The sequence below is a fragment of the Streptococcus sp. SCPM-O-B-23252 (M501) genome (assembly GCF_058200355.1).
Genome location: NZ_JBYQGS010000001.1, coordinates 1,200,283 through 1,216,930, shown reverse-complemented (window position 1 = coordinate 1,216,930; position 16,648 = coordinate 1,200,283). Strand labels below are relative to the sequence as shown.

Genomic DNA, 16,648 nt, shown 5'->3' with positions numbered 1-16,648 from the left:
GACAAGTTGCTGAACAAAAAACACCGAGGATTTGATCCTCGGTGTTTTGACGTCAACCATTATTTGACGTGTTTTGCAAGTTCTTCTTGTGCTTTTTTATTGGTTTCTTCTTTTTCTTTCAACCAATTCTTATAAGCTTTGTCGTAGTCAGCCGTTGTGACTGTATCACTTTGTAATTCCATGTACTTGTAGTAGCTAGCCCCGTCTTTGATACCAATCAAGGAGAAGGCTTTTGTAAATGGTTTGATCTTCGTGATAGAAGGAACAGCACCTTTAGAGTAGACAGGAAGTGCAAAGGCATTGTCTGTCAACCAAGCTTGAGCAACAGCATATTTTTCATAACGAGTTTTGGTATCCAATTGTTCTGCATTGGCATCATCCAATAGTTGTTTGTACTCGTTCAAACCTAGTTTTTCAATTAGGGCTTGGTCAGTTGCCGGATTGATTCCCATACCTGCTAAGGCTGAACCATCGACTGGATTGAAGATATCCAAGTAAGTTGATGGATCTTGGAAGTCAGGTCCCCAACCAGCGATATCCATATCAAAGTCTTTTTGATCAGGACTTTGAGCGAAGTAGGTTGCATTGTCCGCATCTTCCGTAGACAATTTCTGAACATCCACGACAACATTTTCTTTTCCTAATGTTTTTTCGATGGAGTCTTTCATTGAATCAGCTTGTTGCACAATGCTAGCAGAAGACTGGTCAACCACATAGTCGATGTGGATTGGGAATTGAACACCTTGTGCTTGGAGCTCTTCTTTGGCTTTAGCAAATTGTGCTTTAGCCTTGTCCGCATTGAACATGCTATCTTGCGCATCAGCTAGGCTGACATCCTTCCAATCATCTCCTGTTGCAGCAAGTTTTTCTTCAACAACAGTACCGAAGTCTTTGTTGTCCACTTGCACAAATGTTGGAGGTACAAGAAGCGTACGAAGGGTTTTGCTAGCACCATCTTTCCCGTTTGATTGGGCACTTAGTGAAGTACGATCAAGGGCAAAGTTGATGGCTTGACGGAAGTTTTTGTTTTGAAGAGCTGTTTTGGTTTGGTTCTTCTGGTCGTCTGTTGTTTTCTCAGTATGACCGTAGTTTTGACGGTTTACGTTGAAGTAGACATAGTAGACAGTCGCATCTTGTGGTGAATAAACGATATTGTCCTTGAATTTTTTCTCAATGGTACTGAAGGTTGAGCTCGTTGGGAAGAGACGCGCAGTGGTCAAGTTTCCATCAGAGAAGTTACGAGCCAGGTAGTCTTGGTCAGAACCATCGAAGTAGGTCAATTTGATATCATCGATCTTCACATTGTCTTTGTCGTAGTAGTTCTCGTTCTTGGTGAACTCCATCAACGATTTTGAAGTGAAGGATTTCAAGTAGTAAGGACCGTTGTAGAGGATTCCAGAAGGTTTGACGCTACCAAAGTCTTTACCTGCAGACTTAAGGAATTTTTCATTGACGGGCATCATGGTCGAAGTTGTCAATTTAGAATTCCAGAAAGATTCAGGTTGAGCCAAAGTGTATTGGAGGGTATGGTCGTCAACAGCTTTGACTCCAACTTTAGAGAAGTCCGTATTTTTACCGGTGACATAGTCATCCAGGCCGGCTACTGAGTTTTGAACCAAGTAGAGGGCATCTGATTTGTTGTCCGCTACGTATTTCAGAGAAGTGACGAAGTCCTGTGCAGTGACATCTGCATATTCGTTCCCTTCTGAGTCATACCATTTTGCATCTTTACGAAGTTTGTAAGTATAAGTCAATCCATCCTTAGAAACAGACCAATCTTCTGCTAGGGCAGGGACCAAGTTACCGTATTGGTCGTTTTCAAAAAGTCCATCTACTAAATTAGTTGTGACATCACTTGTTGTTGAACGGTTTGAAAGGAGGTAGTTCAAAGAGTCTGGATCAGTGCTATACACGTATGAAAAAGTGTTCGTCTGAGAAGACTTTGCAGATGATCCACAAGAAGCAAGGAACAGGGCTGAAGCAGCCGTGACACCTGCAAGGAAAGCTAGTTTAGATTTTTTCATCACTTATCTCCTTTAATAAAGATTTTGTATTATTATACACCTTTTTTTATAAAAAGCAAATTTTTTTTGAAATTAATTGTATATTTAGTCATAATGTTCGTTTTTATAGAGTTTCATGCAGTATTTTTAACTATTATGCTTTACAAACTAGCTAAGGAGGAGTATACTAATAATGAAAGGACTAGTATGTAAAACAAACTAGCCAAAAAGAGGCGGTATAGAAGGGGGAGCAGGATGAAAGAGTCGCAATTGCTCAAGGGTGTCCTGGAAGGTTGTGTTTTAGAAATTATTTCAAAAAAATCTATTTATGGCTATGAATTGATCCAAAGTCTCAAGGAAACCGGCTTCGATAAGATAGTTGCGGGGACCGTTTATCCCTTGCTTCAGAAGCTAGAGAAGCAGGGAGTCATCGTAGGAGAGATGAGGCCCTCTCCGGGTGGACCTGATCGCAAATATTTCTCTCTAACCATGGAAGGAAGAGAGCGCCTAGAGGAATTTTGGTACCAGTGGCAGGATCTGGTCATTAAAGTAGAACGCGTGAAAAAGGAGGGGGAAGCATGATCGAAGATTATACAGAAAAAATGTCAGCCGAATTGATGAACCTAAATAAGGACAATCAATCCTATATGAAAAAAATGATAGCTTATATTGGAGTGAAGTCCTATTTTTATGATGATGAGCTACTGGGTGAACAGCTCTACAATATGGTTTGCGATTTAAAAGTTGCTGAGAAAGAGGGCAATCGGGCAGTGGATTATTTTGGAAAGGATCCAAGGGCCATGATGGACCAAGTTCTCTCGGAGTTACCTAGACGCAGGCTAGGTTCTTATGTGGGGTTATTCTTGATTCTTGGAACGATTTTCGTTGGCATGCGGTTTGTAATGGATTTTGCCTGGATGCTGCCACTAGTGATTGCTCCCTTAACATACCTGCTAGATCTACTTATTTTCTTTGTGTACAGTCAATTTATGATGTGGCTTTGGTCCAAGCAGAGCTATGGGGAAATCAAGTGGCCTTGGGCTCTTGTTATCAGTGTGATTAGTTTGATCCTGTCTCCTAGGATAGAGCGCGTGTTTTCTGACCATTTGAGTCTGAATCGAAGTATCCTTTTGCCAGATGGTTGGGCGATTGTTCTGGCTTTTCTGGTTCTTCTTGGATTTACGATCATGACCTATAGAAATCAGGGACGGCTTGCTGTTAGCCTACTGGTCATGGGAGTGACTTTCTTTGTAACTGGATGCTGTGTTCGCTTTGTGAATCCAGGAACTGCTAATTTATTACGCTGGCTACTCCCTCTGATAGGACTAGTCTTGTCCTTCATTGTATTTCGTCTCCAAAGAAAGGGGGAAACATCATGACATCAGCTATTTATTATGAAGAAACGCAGGCTTTGGTTCAAACTTTTAGCCTGGAGGACCAAGCTTATTTCCAAGATCTCTGGGATTATTTCAATTTTGCTGGCTTCTTATATGAGGAAAAAGCTTTAAGAGAGCAGGTCTATAATCTAGCGCTTGATTTTGCGCAAGCAAGTGGAGATGGATTGACGGCCAAGGACTATTTTGGACAGGATCCTAAGGGAATGGCAGACCTAATCATTGAGAATATGCCTAAAGAATCTACGCGGTCTGTTCTGAAGTATGGGGCGATTGTCTCGGGAATTGTGATTTTTTATCGCCTCTTAAGTGAGTTTGCCTCGCAAGCAGTCCTGGTTCTTAAGCCCCTCGTCTATCTAACGGATAGTATTTTGGGACTTTTAGCCGTTGGGTTACTATTTTATCTCCTACGTCGCCTTATTTTTGCAGAAGAAAAGTTAAAAAAAGCACTCTATGTGGCAGTCGTTCTCGTCCTTGGGATCTATTTCATCAGTGAAATAGTAGGGGTCCGTTTCTTGCCAACTCTAGGTTGGTTGACGGTACCTAGTCCATGGGATACCTTCATCATGACAGGGGCTAGTGCAGGACTTATCCTCTGGCAGTGGAAAGAGGAGTTTGCTCGTGCCTTCATCTTTCCTATTCTGGCCTTCTTAGTTGTGGGATTCTTGCATCGTTGGACTTTGGCCCAAGGGATTCAGAATTCTAGCATGACCATCATTTTGCCGACGGTGATCATCGTTATAGGATTGATGATTTACTATTGGTTCACGATTCGTGCCTTGAAAAAGAACAAGACAGAACATGCAGAATAGAGTGAAAAGGGGGAGGAGGCTCCTCCTTTTTGCAATTGAAAAACAACGAGCAAGCATGATTTTTGTTATAATGAAAGAGAGTATGAATCAAAGGAGAAGGTCATGACATTCGAAGAAATCTTGCCTGGACTAAAGGCAAAAAAGAAATATGTACGTACTGGTTGGGGTGGAGCTGAGAACTATGTGCAGCTCTTTGATACCATTGAGCAAAATGGGGTGGCTCTAGAAGTGACGCCTTATTTCCTCATTAACGTTTCTGGTGAAGGGGAAGGCTTCTCTATGTGGAGTCCAACCCCTTGTGATGTCTTAGCGACAGATTGGGTGGAAGTCCATGACTAAACAGGTCTTGATTACAGGCGTGAGTTCCGGAATTGGTCTGGCTCAAGCTCGCCTCTTTCTAGAAAAGGGCTACCAGGTCTATGGAGTGGACCAGGGAGCGGATCCCCAGTTGACGGGTGATTTTCACTTCTTGCAGCGGGACTTGACCCTGGATTTGGCGCCGATTTTTGACTGGTGTCCAGAGGTCGATGTCTTGTGCAATACGGCTGGAGTTTTAGATGATTACAAACCGCTCCTTGAGCAAAGCGCTCAGGAGATTCAGGAGATCTTTGAGATCAACTATGTGACTCCGGTAGAGCTGACACGGCATTATCTGACTCAAATGTTGGAGAAGAAGCAAGGGATCATCATCAATATGTGCTCCATTGCTTCTAGCCTAGCTGGTGGAGGCGGTCACGCTTATACCTCCTCCAAGCATGCTCTAGCGGGATTTACCAAACAGTTGGCCCTGGATTATGCAGAAGCTGGCATTCAAGTCTTTGGCATTGCGCCGGGAGCCGTCAAAACAGGCATGACCGCAGCAGACTTTGAACCAGGTGGCTTGGCTGACTGGGTAGCCAGTGAGACACCCATCAAGCGCTGGATTGAGCCAGAAGAAGTAGCAGAAGTTAGCCTCTTTTTGGCTAGCAGGAAGGCATCCGCTATGCAAGGACAAATCCTTACCATTGATGGCGGGTGGAGTTTGAAGTAAGGGATGAAATAAGCAAAAAAGATAAGTATGAAATGAGTCTAGTAAAACCGCTGGGCTCATTTTCTATTTTAGCTTTATGGAAAGGAAATCTTATGGTATGATAGCCTAAAAGGGACCTGTAATATGGAGGTCAAACTATGGAAAGAGAGACTCAAAAAAGGAGAAGGGATGCTAGTATTAACAGACACAGATCCAGCTATTTCAAGTGAAGATTTTTTACAATTTGAGGAGATTCTTGGAAAGAAATTGCCAAAATCTATGATGGATTTTTATCTCAAGTACAACGGTGGCCAGCCCCAAGTAAGGGGTGTCCACGATGACCATCTTCTCTTTCCTTTCAATTCCTTTGATTCACTGGAGGAGATGAGGAAGTCTTTTACCTGGTTTGATGATGAGGCTGTGCCTGAGGGATTTAGGGCTACAGACCTTCTCCATTTTGCCTATGATCCTGGATCGGGTAACTATGCTCTTTCTCTAAGGGCAGAGGATTATGGCAAGGTGTATTTCTATGTTTTAGAAGAAAAAGCAGAGATTTACGGTCAATGGGCTTCTTTTGAGAAATTTTTGAACTCTTTTGTTGAAGAGTGAGATTAAAAAGGAGACGGAATGCGAAAACACCAAGAACTTTCACTAGAGCAGATAATTGAGCAGGTGCGCGTAGATCAATTAGTATCAGATGATTTTTGCCTCTATGGCAAGGAGGATGGAGAACTGGCACTAGCTAGGCTCTATTGGGTATCCGATTATCCGGATGTCGTGAAAGACTCTGATGTCTACCCGACAGAAGTGACGGAGCAAGATCTGCTGCTAGTCTACTATGGAGAGCAGTTGATTGATGTCCTTGCAGTCGCACTTGAAGAAAAACCAAATGCAAGTCCCCAAGACTTGGTCGAGGCTTTAAATTATTATCAGCAGCATGATAGCTTTATGAAATTTGAAGATTAGCTAGTCAGATTGGAGAAATGGTATCCAATGACTGATAGTGATGAGGAGAAAAATGACAGTCAATATCAATGAATTAGTGAAGGAGCACGGCTTTTGTGTGGTACCTACAGAGGAGAAACCATTTAGTCTGGATGAGGCCCGTTTTAACCTTTTGGCATATTTAGAGGATTATTCTAAAATGGGATTTTCTTTTATTAAAGCAGGTGACGAACTAGTCGAACTAAGGAAAAATCAGGAGAGCTATAGGCTTTTTGGTCAGTGTTTTTTAGGTGCCTTTGTAATAGGAGAAGAGAAGCAGATCTTCTTGCTTTGCAATCGAGAAGGAAGGGAAATTTTTCAAGAATCGAAGGTTTATGTCAATTCTTCCTTACATACTTTTGTTTCCTCTTATTCGCTCTTTCTATCAAGCATCTTTCTTTTGAAAGCAAAGTTTTATGAGATTGAGCAAGATGAAGTCGAAGAAATTGCAGCACACTTGAAGGATCAAGTACTTGCCTTAGAAAAGCCCCTTGAACAAGAAGTTCCTTTCTGGGAGCACATGGCCTATTTGATAGAAGACGATGGAATTGTTCTAAGAGATGATCTCTTTCATATCTTAAATAAAGAGCAGTAGGACTTGGAATTATATAAATAATGGAGAACAAATGACCCAGATAAAGATTCGAGATTGGAATGAAAAGCCAAGAACAAAACTTCGATTTATTAAAATTGGTGATATTTTTTGCTATCAATTTTCGGAGGAAATGTTTGTATTTGGTCAAATCCTTGGAAAAGTGAATGTTGGTCATGTCATCCAATTTTTCGATATCTTTCAAGCAAGTCATACTATAACAGTTGAAGAGCTAAGTCGTGCTCAATTTATAGGTAAGCCCATCATTGTAGATTCCTTCACCTTGTTTGATCGAAGTCCAGTATGGACTTGGCAGATAATTGGTCACCAAGCGGATTTTGATCCAAGCCCTTTTAAGGATTTAGCCTTTAAGTGGGGAGACCCAAATGGTCTTCACTTTGGGAAGGTCTGGCTAGATGGTAGGCGGGAACCTAAGTTTTTTTCTAGGGAAGAAGTTAAGGAGCTGGACTGGGAAGCCTGTGTCGGAAGTATAGTTTATAACAGAATATTGGAAGAAGAACTGGCAAGCAGAGGAAATAAAGGAGTTTGAGATGGACTATGTAGATGAGTTAACTTCAGGACGTACGCCCTTGGTAAAAAAGGCAGCGAAAAAAATTTTAAAGGACAGACTAAAAGGATATGGACCATTCTTGCATCAGGCCTTGGAAGGGGAGATGGAAAAGCCTAAATCATGGGAATCACAAATGTACCTGCTCTACGCCATGGCTGCAACGGATTGCACAGAAGAAATTCCCTATCTCAAGTCATTACTGCTGAGAGACATTCCAACCCCTGTAACCTATCGCTCTCTAGCAGTAGCGATTGCTTATCTAGAAAATTTAGAAACAGAGAACTTGTCTTTTGTCTATGAGTCTTTGGAATCGAATAACTCATCTCAAGCTGCAGGTGCTTGTGCAGCGATATATCAGAGAAAGATTGTTCTGAAAGATGACGATTTTAACAAAATTATGTCTCATGTGACTCAGCCTAAATACCTTGAGCATATTGGCAAAGTCACAAATCCATTTTTATTTATTTTAGCTGCATCTTATCTATATCCAGAACAGAATCGCCAGAAAATTATTGACTTTTCTCGTCAGTTCGATATATCTATCGTCAAGGACTTAATCAATGACGTTACAAAAGGAAAGGACGGCAGAAGAGTTAGTCTATTCTAAAATTTACTTAAAGAGAGAAGCTGTCACTTCCTTAAAAAGCGAAACAATAACTTTTAAAAATAAGACTTATATTCATTTTTAAAAAGGAGTTCATACTGTGAAATGGTTTGAAAAAGTATTGGGGAAGGAAAAGATTATTCATTTGTTTGATGGTGATTTGGACTTGAATAATGTATTTCTTGATACTGTATTATGTTACGATTACAAATTAGATCTTGTCCTTTATTTATATGATTTACCAACTAATTTCCCTGAAAAGTGGCAGAAAAGGTCATTCAATGCCATAAAAATTAACTTAGAGTTTTTTAATTTAGATGAAATCCATTTTTATTCTAAGGGGATTCATAAGGTGAATGGACAACTGAAACTGCTCTTTTTAGAGAACAGGGTTGAATTCAATTTTATAAACCAAAATGATGTGATGTTGTCAGGAGCTTCTGACCTTGTTAGAATTGCTGAGATTGGTCCTGTGAAAATAGATACTTAGAATTGCATTCCTAGATTAATGGCGGAGATTCTGGATAATCAAACAATCCTCCATTACTAGGAGGGACACCGCGACTATGGGAAAAAGTGAAGGAAGAGCACAAACATTAGACCTTGACCTAAGGCTAAACCTTTCTACAAGAAAAAAACTACGAGACCACGAATATGAAGTTACAGTATTTTGAATTAGATAAGCCCTATGTGGAAAATCAACAGAGGATTGAGGAGCTGATGGACTCAGCTACGCTAACTTACGAGGAAGCTAGAATTAAGGACTATCGGCAGAATTGGAAAGACCTGCGAAGAGCGTTTGTATATGAATCCAAATGTATGACCTCTATGGTAGAACGGCTTTTCAAACCAGTTATAACCCAGGATTGTTGGAAAATCATCGTAGAATGTGTAGATACGATTAGCAATCCAGCTATCATGAACCTACTTGGTGTCTATACTGTTCAGGTCTTATTTGATTTTTCTAGCTATGAAAGCTCGAGTCCATTGGAACAGAAAAAGATGCTCCTAGAGGCCTTGGTAAAAGGGGTAATGCGCGTGTTTGAGGAGCTCTCTATTCCATGCTCCTTGATAGAGGATGTAGTCAATGAAATAGAGAAAAACGATTACGAAAATAGCTGGGAGTGGAAAAGAAAGAAAATCCAATCCACGACCTATTCCATTCAAGTGGAGCATCAGCTGGATAAGGTGGATTTGTTTTGGAAGATAGAGCATAAGGATAAGAGCATCCGTCAGTTGTTTCAATCCTGCCCTGCTCATGAGATGGATTATGGAGCTAAGCTTGGTAAACTGGAAGCAAAAGGTAACTTCCTGTATCTGCTGGATAAAGAGAATGAGGTTGTGAGCAAAATTTCTGTTTCAGAATGGTGGAGCAAGAACAATGAGTGATTTAAAAAAGAAATTATCCTTGTTAAAAGTGAAAAGACGAATCAAGAGTTTGAAGGGGATAAAGGATGTCCATTTTCTGACCGATAAACCTAAAGAAATTGCTTGGTATGCTGGGGAGTTGAATCCTATAGACTCTCCGATTCCTTGCCTTTATGAGTTTCCTATCGACCTTACTACTAAAGATCTAAGTAGGTCAATTCAAAGTCTTGTTGGCAATAGCAGTCGGTTTATCCTAGTTTTTTGGGAGTTTTCGCCGATTTATGTCTTGTTTCAAATGGAGTCTCTGGATGACTTTTTGCCCTCTTATTCTACTGAATTTTCTACTAAGGACCTGACACTTTTCTTTCAAGACCAGGAAAAAGTACTGGATCTCCATTTAGCGGAGGATAAAGTAGAAGTGAGAGTCTTGGAGAATAAGGCTAAGAACCGGTAGATTCTACAAATTGAAAATGAACATAGAATTAGTCGATGAAAGAGGCAAAGAGGAAAGATTGCCATTCATGGAGAGACAAATGGTAAAGGAAGATTCTAATGTGTGAAAAAGAATATTATTATTATGGCAATAGTGAGTTTATGACAGGCCTAGGAGTTATTTATACAGAGTTTACTGGTCAGCGTGCAAGTCGACAAATTAACGTTTTGAATGGGCACTCTTATGCTTCCTCTTGTCTACAGGATTATGTTCCAGAAGTAGGGTTTCTACTCTATGATGGTCGGAAAGATGAGTTGGATCTATCAGACTCCATCAAGATTAGTCAAGAGGAATTTGAACGAATTTGGGCTCAGGCTGTCGCTAGCGGTCAGAATGATGCGTAATTGTCAGTTGAAAATAGCCAAATATAATCCCAAAAATGTGAGAGGAGTCCAATAATGATGCTCAATTTGTTGAAGAAATTCGTAGAAGTCTATCATAGAAACAAGGGCTTAGGAGAGCTTGTATTTACTAGTGACTGTCTCCATGTCGAAAAGCCAGATTTGTCTGGTCAATTGAAAGAGTTCTACCAACATTTGAGCTTTGAGGAAGAAGCTTATTTTAGAGGAGCTCCCTATGATCTTGCTCTAATTCCTCTCCCTCTATGTGAAGCTGCATCAGAAGGATGGCAGGATCCTAGCTGGAAAGAGAGTTATGTGGTTTTTGCTCACATGATGGGCGATGAGCCAATCTTTTGTGATCTAACTAGCGAGCTTAGTCCTGTATTTGGCAAGATTCCTGGAAATTCTAAGCTCTATAGCTTAAGCCCCTCTTTATCTACTTTCTTGTCTACCTATAGTCAGATGAAAGAGCTAGAAATCACCAAATTTGAGAATGACATCTACATTGATGAGGACTTGTCGGACTATAAAGAAGGTTTTTTAACAGGAATCATGGCTATTATCGAGGAGCAACTTCCTGAAGCCTATCGAAAAGACTTTATTGAATTTATGCTGGGCTAAAGCCAAAGATGAAGAGATGAGAAGCAAATGAAAATGAAGAATTTTTTAAAATGTTGTGAGGATCTGGTTATACAAGAAAGTGGGGCCTCAGCTCTTGAACTAGAAAAACTCAAAGCCAGACAGTTTCCTCAAGCTCACCTGGATTTGCTATCCATGACCAATGGCTTGGAATTTTATGGTGGCTATTATCGTTTGTTTGGTACAGATTCTGCTCAAGCTATTACGCTAGATTCCTGGAATTCGGATGAGGTATGGAAAGACGTCTGGAGAGATTATGCATCAGACTACTATTTTTTTGGTATGTCTGCTATTGGAGATCAATTCGCTTATAGATTGAAGGATGGGAACATTCAAAGTCATCAAGTTTATTATTTAGATGGGATTACTATGGATGTCATCGAGATCTACGACAGTTTTGAAGCATTTTTTGAGAGGGAATTTGTGCTAAAAGCTCAAGGTGGGATGGAATCTATTTTTGTGTCTGCTAGGGAACGATTTGGAAATCTAGACCTCTCCACAAGCTGTATTTATTCCCCTTCCTTAATGATTGTGAATGATCCAAGCGTTGAGAATCTCATGCTTTTACCGACAAAGGATGTCATGACCATCAATGGGGATTTGTTTGTTCAATTGTCTGATTCAGAGGAGTCTATTACGAAACTAGAGCAATATCTAGACGCTTCGGGTAGAGCCAGAGTCAAGGTCATTTTTGATCGAGATTGAGCAAGCAGGATATAGTTTATTTAGAAAAAATACTCTGAAGATTCATGATTTTAGTTTTTGAGACAAGCAATGGTTTATTCTTCTTGTAAAAGTGTCATTGTAAAAATAGATAGGTTGAACAAAGAAAACGAAGCATGATATTCATAAAAAGAGGTGAATAATGACCAGTTTAGATAAATATTTAGAGATCATTAAAAAAGGATTTTCCGAAAGAGAGAATTTATTGGCAATGGAGCCTCTGCATTCTATTGAAGAGATTGCACCATTATTGGATGAAAAATTGACTTATAAAGAATTTATCGATATCAATCGCTTATTAAGACAAAAGTACATTGTCGAAAACCCAGAGGATATGCTGAAAGATGTGGATTTTAATCAGCTTTCTTTACCTAGCAATACGAGGGTGATTTACTTGATGGGAAGTAAATCTGATGTGCTAGACTTTTCAAAATATGAACAAGTAGAAAAGATTTTAATAGTTGGGGCTAGTAAAGTAAAAAAGATCATCTTACCCCAGAATGATTGTGTGAAAGCCCTAGGGATATCTTCCATGACAAATTTGGAAACGATAGAGAACATTTCTTTTCATACTGGCATGCGTTATCTGCACGTTGATTATGGTGTAATGTTGCCTAACTTTAATTTTATTAGAGATTTAAATCAGTTGCTCTATCTTTCATTTACGGCAAATAAAAAATTACCAGAATTGGATTTTATCCAGCCCTCTAGTGAGCTTCGTTTTTTAGATTTTGTTGACACATCTATTTTTAACTATGCATCAACAGTTAGCTACCTGAAGAGTCTGAAACATCTTCGTTTTTTAACAACGGGAAGAACAAATCAAAAGCAAAGGGAACTTCTTAGAAGAGAGTTACCACATGTTTGCATGCGTAAGGGGTAAAAAATGCCTTTAATACAGCTTTTTATGACCGATGTCTTCATATTTATTGCTGAGTCAACTTGTGAAAAGATAGATATCCAAGCAAAAATCGAAGAGAATATGGAGATACTAAAGAAGTATATCAAGGAGCATGAAAACTATAGCCTCTTTCCTTTTAAGGGATAAGGTAAGTTATTGATCTTGGACTTTTAGAAAAGAGTAGAATATGGAAATCAAAAAACACTTTGGTGTATACGGGGTCTGTCTTCAAGACGGGAAATTGCTTTGCATTGAGAAAACGAGAGGACCTTATCAGCATCGTTTTGATCTACCGGGTGGTAGCCAGGAAGCAGGTGAAGGGCTGACAGAAACTCTCAAGAGAGAAGTTCTGGAAGAGACAGGGTATACACTTAACAGTTACTCAAATCCTAGGATGTATGATGTGCTGGTTCAAGAAGAAGGGCAAGACTTTGCTGTACATCATATCATGGCCTTCTATGATATAGTCCTCGATTTCGAAGGTTCTCAAAAATCCCTTCCTCAGGAGATTCTTGATGGAAGCAATGATTCAGCAAATGCAATTTGGGTCCCTATTGAGCAGATGACCGAAGAAAATGCCTCACCCTTAGTATTGAAGGTGGAGGCAGAGTTACGAGGATTTCCAGAATTAGAATGGACAAGATATAGAAATTGGAAGGTGAAATAGAGGGATAATGGAACTATTTAAAACATGGAAGAAAAATATGGTTCTCTATGGTCTTAAATCTAAAATCGGAACTGTCTACCGAAACAGTGATAGGACAACAAGTTTTTATGATGTTGGGAATTTTTTATTCCTTGCAGGGGAGCTAAATTCTAGATTTTGGGAAGATTTTGTTAGGCAATATGGTTTAGATTATAAGATTATTATTTCAGAAGACACTAAGTGGCAAGATTTTCTGCATCGGCAAGTTGGGTTAATTTCTTTTACTCGCTATTCTTTTAAGGATAAGGCAAATTTTCAAGTTGAATTTCTAAATGATCTAGTTAGTCAGTTAGAGAAAGGTTGCAATATTGTACCTATTGATAATCGTATTTATAACTGCCTTTCTGAGGAAGAATGGTCACAAGATTTACAGGGGGATTTTGAGTCCTACCAGGATTTTGCTTTAAATGGTGGATTTGGCTTTGTGATTGTTAAAAATAAAGAACTGATTGCTGGGATTTCCTCAGGGTTAGTTTACCAAGGAGCAGTTGAAGTGGAAGTTGCAACTAGACCAAACGAACAAGGAAATGGATTTGCTAAAAAGCTTGGTGCTACAATGATTCTAGAGAGTTTAAATAGAGATACGTTTCCACTTTGGGATGCTCATAACGTGGCTTCTAAAAAAGTAGCAGAATTTTTAGGATATGAGTTAGTTGGACCTTATGAAGCTTTTGAACTAGAGGAAAGTGTCGTATAATGATATCTGATATTGTATCTTTTAAGACGAGGTGAAAGATGAGAAATCAACTGTCTCTTAGTGGCGAAAAAATTGTTGAAAAAGTTTATCCCCATTTATTGCACCACGTCGGCTTGATTCGTGGGGAATACTTGCTAAGAGAGCTCAATCAAAACATACTATTACCAAATTGTCAGCAATTTGTAAAAGATTATCTAAGCTCAATTTGCTCCTTATACTCAGATGAGGATGTATGGTATCGCTTTTCAGAGTTAACAAATGCAGAAGCAAATATTCTAGATGGGACTAAAGAGTATTTTGACGAACGCCACCCCTTATTTGGATACAGAGGTATCAGGCGTTTGTTGGCGTGTCCAGATGAATTTCAGGCTGAGACAAATGTCGTTACAGAAGTCTATCAAACTAATCCCAATCTGTCTGTTATTTTTCCTTTTGTCAATGATGCCGAACAGTTAAAACAAGCTATTAGAGTATTGCGCCAGCATGGTTTTACCGGGAAAGTCGGCACGATGATTGAATTACCATCAGCTTATTTCGACTTGGACAGGATACTGGAAACTGGTATTTCAAAGATTGTAGTTGGAATGAATGATTTAACTTCTTTTATTTTTGCGACTGTGAGAAACAGTCAATGGCATGATATGGAAAGTCCAATTATTTTAGATATGTTGAGAGATATGCAGGATAAAGCAAGGAAGAACAAGATTGATTTTGCTGTAGCAGGCTATCTGAATACTTCTTTCATACAAAAAATGAATCAGATGGGTATCGAATGTATTCTCCATTACAGCTCTATTCCAGAGATTTTTGATTTAGAAATTGACCATCCAGACCATCTTAAACATATAAAAGAAGAAAGTAAAAAATTACAAAGGAGAACCCATGACACCGCAAGAAATGTGGAATGCCTACAAGCAAATCAACCCCTCTATCGGAGATGAGATAGACGCCTGGGCCTTTGGAGTGGACCCAGACCTTTTAGCGGATCTGGTGTTTACAGGCGAAAAAACAGCAACTGCCTCAGCTTACGATCTTTACGCAGTAGAGGACGAACCTCTTCCCCAAGTAGGGACCTTTGATGTCGTTTTAGACAGTCAAGATCAAGCTGTCTGTATTGTCGAAATTACCAAGGTTTCTGTTCAACCTTTTCATCATGTGTCAGCCGACCATGCCTACAAGGAAGGTGAGGGGGACAAATCCTTAGCCTATTGGCGTCAGGTTCATGAGGAGTTTTTCACGGAGTGGCTGGAGGAAGCAGGACTGACGTTTACACCTGACAGCAAGGTGGTTTTAGAAGAATTTCGCAAAGTTTATCCATTATAGAACATGCTCTCCTTTTAGGAGAGTTTTTTGATCTACGTCAATTTTTCAAATCGGCCAAAAAATGGTATAATGTAAGCGATATTGTACAGAAAAGAGAATGTATATGCCAAATTATGCCATTATTTTAGCAGCGGGAAAAGGTACCCGTATGAAATCAGATTTGCCTAAGGTTCTTCACAAGGTTGCAGGGATCTCCATGTTGGAACATGTTTTCCGTAGTGTTGGAGCCATCTCACCTGAAAAGACTGTGACGGTTGTGGGCCACAAGGCGGAATTGGTAGAGCAAGTCTTAGCGGGACAAACAGAGTTTGTTAAACAAACCGAACAATTGGGAACTGGCCATGCAGTTATGATGGCGGAGCCAGTTTTGGAAGGTCTTGAAGGTCACACCCTCGTCATTGCAGGAGATACTCCTTTGATTACGGGTGAAAGCCTCAAATACTTGATCGACTTCCATATCAATCACAAGAATGTGGCAACGATTTTGACAGCCGAAGCGGCTAATCCATTTGGCTATGGTCGGATTGTCCGTAATGATAATGCGGAAGTGCTTCGAATCGTCGAGCAAAAAGATGCGACAGATTTTGAAAAGCAAATCAAAGAAATCAATACAGGGACTTATGTTTTTGACAATGCCCGCCTCTTTGAAGCTTTGAAGAATATCAACACCAACAATGCTCAAGGTGAATACTATATCACAGATGTGATTGGGATCTTCCGAGAAGCAGGAGAGAAAGTTGGAGCCTATACGCTCAAAGACTTTGATGAAAGTCTTGGGGTTAACGACCGCGTGGCCCTTGCGACAGCAGAAGGTATCATGCGTCGCCGTATTAACCAAGCCCACATGGTGAATGGAGTGAGCTTTGTTAACCCTGATGCGACCTATATCGATATCGATGTCGAAATCGCATCAGAGGTACAAATCGAAGCCAATGTTACCCTTAAAGGGCACACAAAAATTGGGGCTGAGACAGTCTTAACAAATGGAACCTATATTGTGGACAGTGAAATTGGGGGAGGTGTCGTTATTACTAACTCTATGATTGAAGAGAGCGCAGTAGCCGATGGTGTGACAGTGGGACCTTACGCTCATATTCGTCCAGGATCTAGCTTGGCAAAAGATGTCCATATTGGAAACTATGTTGAAGTCAAAGGTTCGTCTATTGGCGAAAATACCAAAGCTGGTCATCTGACCTACATTGGCAACTGCCAAGTCGGTAGCAACGTTAACTTTGGTGCGGGGACTATCACCGTCAACTATGATGGAAAGAATAAATACAAGACCCTTATTGGAAACAATGTCTTTGTTGGCTCTAATTCAACCATCATTGCACCAGTTGAGTTAGGCGACAATTCCCTAGTCGGTGCTGGATCTACCATTACCAAGGATGTGCCAGCGGATGCGATTGCGATTGGTCGTGGCCGTCAAGTCAATAAGGATGAGTACGCGACTCGCCTTCCTCACCATCCTAAGAATAAATAGGAGAT

The 16,648-nt window shown here is 40.1% G+C and carries 23 protein-coding genes and 1 pseudogene; 23 read left to right on the top strand and 1 reads right to left on the bottom strand.

Annotated features, from left to right (window positions below):
- Nucleotides 1-59: 59 nt before the first annotated feature.
- Nucleotides 60-2,024: a peptide ABC transporter substrate-binding protein gene (locus AC3E6G_RS05935; protein WP_048715484.1), complete on the bottom strand. Its 1,965-nt coding sequence runs from the start codon at nt 2,022-2,024 to the stop codon at nt 60-62.
- Nucleotides 2,025-2,258: 234 nt separating this feature from the next.
- Between AC3E6G_RS05935 and AC3E6G_RS05930 the strand changes: the two genes are divergently transcribed.
- The 23 genes and pseudogenes from AC3E6G_RS05930 (at nt 2,259) to glmU (ending at nt 16,643) form a co-directional block, all read left to right on the top strand.
- Nucleotides 2,259-2,585 (top strand): PadR family transcriptional regulator, encoded by a 327-nt coding sequence (locus tag AC3E6G_RS05930; RefSeq protein WP_048715486.1) that lies wholly within the window; start codon nt 2,259-2,261, stop codon nt 2,583-2,585.
- Nucleotides 2,582-3,382 (top strand): hypothetical protein, encoded by an 801-nt coding sequence (locus tag AC3E6G_RS05925; protein ID WP_048715488.1) that lies wholly within the window; start codon nt 2,582-2,584, stop codon nt 3,380-3,382. Before AC3E6G_RS05930 ends, AC3E6G_RS05925 begins: the two co-directional genes overlap by 4 nt.
- On the top strand, nt 3,379-4,209 hold the full coding sequence (locus AC3E6G_RS05920; protein ID WP_048715490.1) for a hypothetical protein: 831 nt from the start codon (nt 3,379-3,381) through the stop codon (nt 4,207-4,209). Before AC3E6G_RS05925 ends, AC3E6G_RS05920 begins: the two co-directional genes overlap by 4 nt.
- A 102-nt stretch (nt 4,210-4,311) precedes the next feature.
- Nucleotides 4,312-4,548, top strand: a complete 237-nt coding sequence (locus tag AC3E6G_RS05915; protein WP_000141913.1) for a DUF2829 domain-containing protein — start codon at nt 4,312-4,314, stop codon at nt 4,546-4,548.
- On the top strand, nt 4,541-5,239 hold the full coding sequence (locus AC3E6G_RS05910) for a 3-oxoacyl-ACP reductase (RefSeq protein ID WP_490700652.1): 699 nt from the start codon (nt 4,541-4,543) through the stop codon (nt 5,237-5,239). The genes AC3E6G_RS05915 and AC3E6G_RS05910 overlap by 8 nt, the downstream gene beginning before the upstream one ends.
- Before the next feature lie 168 nt (nt 5,240-5,407).
- A complete protein-coding gene (locus tag AC3E6G_RS05905; RefSeq protein WP_154858645.1) occupies nt 5,408-5,827 on the top strand; it encodes an SMI1/KNR4 family protein in 420 nt (139 codons plus the stop codon).
- A gap of 18 nt (nt 5,828-5,845) precedes the next feature.
- The gene (locus AC3E6G_RS05900) at nt 5,846-6,184 is read left to right on the top strand and encodes a DUF7716 domain-containing protein (protein ID WP_490700651.1); all 339 of its coding nucleotides are present in this window, start codon (nt 5,846-5,848) and stop codon (nt 6,182-6,184) included.
- Between the two features lie 52 nt (nt 6,185-6,236).
- Nucleotides 6,237-6,797 (top strand): immunity protein, encoded by a 561-nt coding sequence (locus AC3E6G_RS05895; RefSeq protein WP_490700650.1) that lies wholly within the window; start codon nt 6,237-6,239, stop codon nt 6,795-6,797.
- 31 nt (nt 6,798-6,828) lie between these two features.
- A complete protein-coding gene (locus tag AC3E6G_RS05890) occupies nt 6,829-7,344 on the top strand; it encodes an Imm26 family immunity protein (protein ID WP_048691819.1) in 516 nt (171 codons plus the stop codon).
- A 1-nt stretch (nt 7,345) separates the two neighbouring features.
- A complete protein-coding gene (locus AC3E6G_RS05885) occupies nt 7,346-7,972 on the top strand; it encodes a hypothetical protein (RefSeq protein ID WP_490700649.1) in 627 nt (208 codons plus the stop codon).
- Between the two features lie 97 nt (nt 7,973-8,069).
- A complete protein-coding gene (locus tag AC3E6G_RS05880; protein WP_490700648.1) occupies nt 8,070-8,459 on the top strand; it encodes an Imm50 family immunity protein in 390 nt (129 codons plus the stop codon).
- 164 nt (nt 8,460-8,623) lie between these two features.
- On the top strand, nt 8,624-9,358 hold the full coding sequence (locus AC3E6G_RS05875; RefSeq protein ID WP_490700647.1) for a hypothetical protein: 735 nt from the start codon (nt 8,624-8,626) through the stop codon (nt 9,356-9,358).
- A complete protein-coding gene (locus AC3E6G_RS05870) occupies nt 9,351-9,791 on the top strand; it encodes a hypothetical protein (RefSeq protein ID WP_490700646.1) in 441 nt (146 codons plus the stop codon). Before AC3E6G_RS05875 ends, AC3E6G_RS05870 begins: the two co-directional genes overlap by 8 nt.
- Before the next feature lie 98 nt (nt 9,792-9,889).
- Nucleotides 9,890-10,174, top strand: a complete 285-nt coding sequence (locus AC3E6G_RS05865; protein ID WP_006596727.1) for a hypothetical protein — start codon at nt 9,890-9,892, stop codon at nt 10,172-10,174.
- Between the two features lie 54 nt (nt 10,175-10,228).
- Nucleotides 10,229-10,792: a hypothetical protein gene (locus tag AC3E6G_RS05860; protein ID WP_490700645.1), complete on the top strand. Its 564-nt coding sequence runs from the start codon at nt 10,229-10,231 to the stop codon at nt 10,790-10,792.
- Between the two features lie 27 nt (nt 10,793-10,819).
- A complete protein-coding gene (locus AC3E6G_RS05855; RefSeq protein ID WP_306474614.1) occupies nt 10,820-11,515 on the top strand; it encodes an SMI1/KNR4 family protein in 696 nt (231 codons plus the stop codon).
- A 160-nt stretch (nt 11,516-11,675) separates the two neighbouring features.
- Nucleotides 11,676-12,416 (top strand): hypothetical protein, encoded by a 741-nt coding sequence (locus tag AC3E6G_RS05850; RefSeq protein ID WP_490700644.1) that lies wholly within the window; start codon nt 11,676-11,678, stop codon nt 12,414-12,416.
- A gap of 42 nt (nt 12,417-12,458) precedes the next feature.
- Nucleotides 12,459-12,581, top strand: a pseudogene (locus AC3E6G_RS05845) (DUF6707 family protein); the annotation flags it as partial.
- A 40-nt stretch (nt 12,582-12,621) separates the two neighbouring features.
- On the top strand, nt 12,622-13,101 hold the full coding sequence (locus tag AC3E6G_RS05840) for an NUDIX hydrolase (protein ID WP_490700643.1): 480 nt from the start codon (nt 12,622-12,624) through the stop codon (nt 13,099-13,101).
- 7 nt (nt 13,102-13,108) lie between these two features.
- Nucleotides 13,109-13,837: a GNAT family N-acetyltransferase gene (locus AC3E6G_RS05835; protein WP_490700642.1), complete on the top strand. Its 729-nt coding sequence runs from the start codon at nt 13,109-13,111 to the stop codon at nt 13,835-13,837.
- Between the two features lie 38 nt (nt 13,838-13,875).
- A complete protein-coding gene (locus AC3E6G_RS05830; protein ID WP_490700641.1) occupies nt 13,876-14,778 on the top strand; it encodes a putative PEP-binding protein in 903 nt (300 codons plus the stop codon).
- Complete coding sequence (locus AC3E6G_RS05825; protein WP_287514388.1) at nt 14,720-15,160, top strand: ASCH domain-containing protein; 441 nt, start codon at nt 14,720-14,722, stop codon at nt 15,158-15,160. Before AC3E6G_RS05830 ends, AC3E6G_RS05825 begins: the two co-directional genes overlap by 59 nt.
- Before the next feature lie 103 nt (nt 15,161-15,263).
- Entirely contained in the window at nt 15,264-16,643 is a 1,380-nt protein-coding gene (glmU, locus tag AC3E6G_RS05820; RefSeq protein WP_306474618.1) for a bifunctional UDP-N-acetylglucosamine diphosphorylase/glucosamine-1-phosphate N-acetyltransferase GlmU, read from the top strand.
- Nucleotides 16,644-16,648 lie beyond the last annotated feature (5 nt).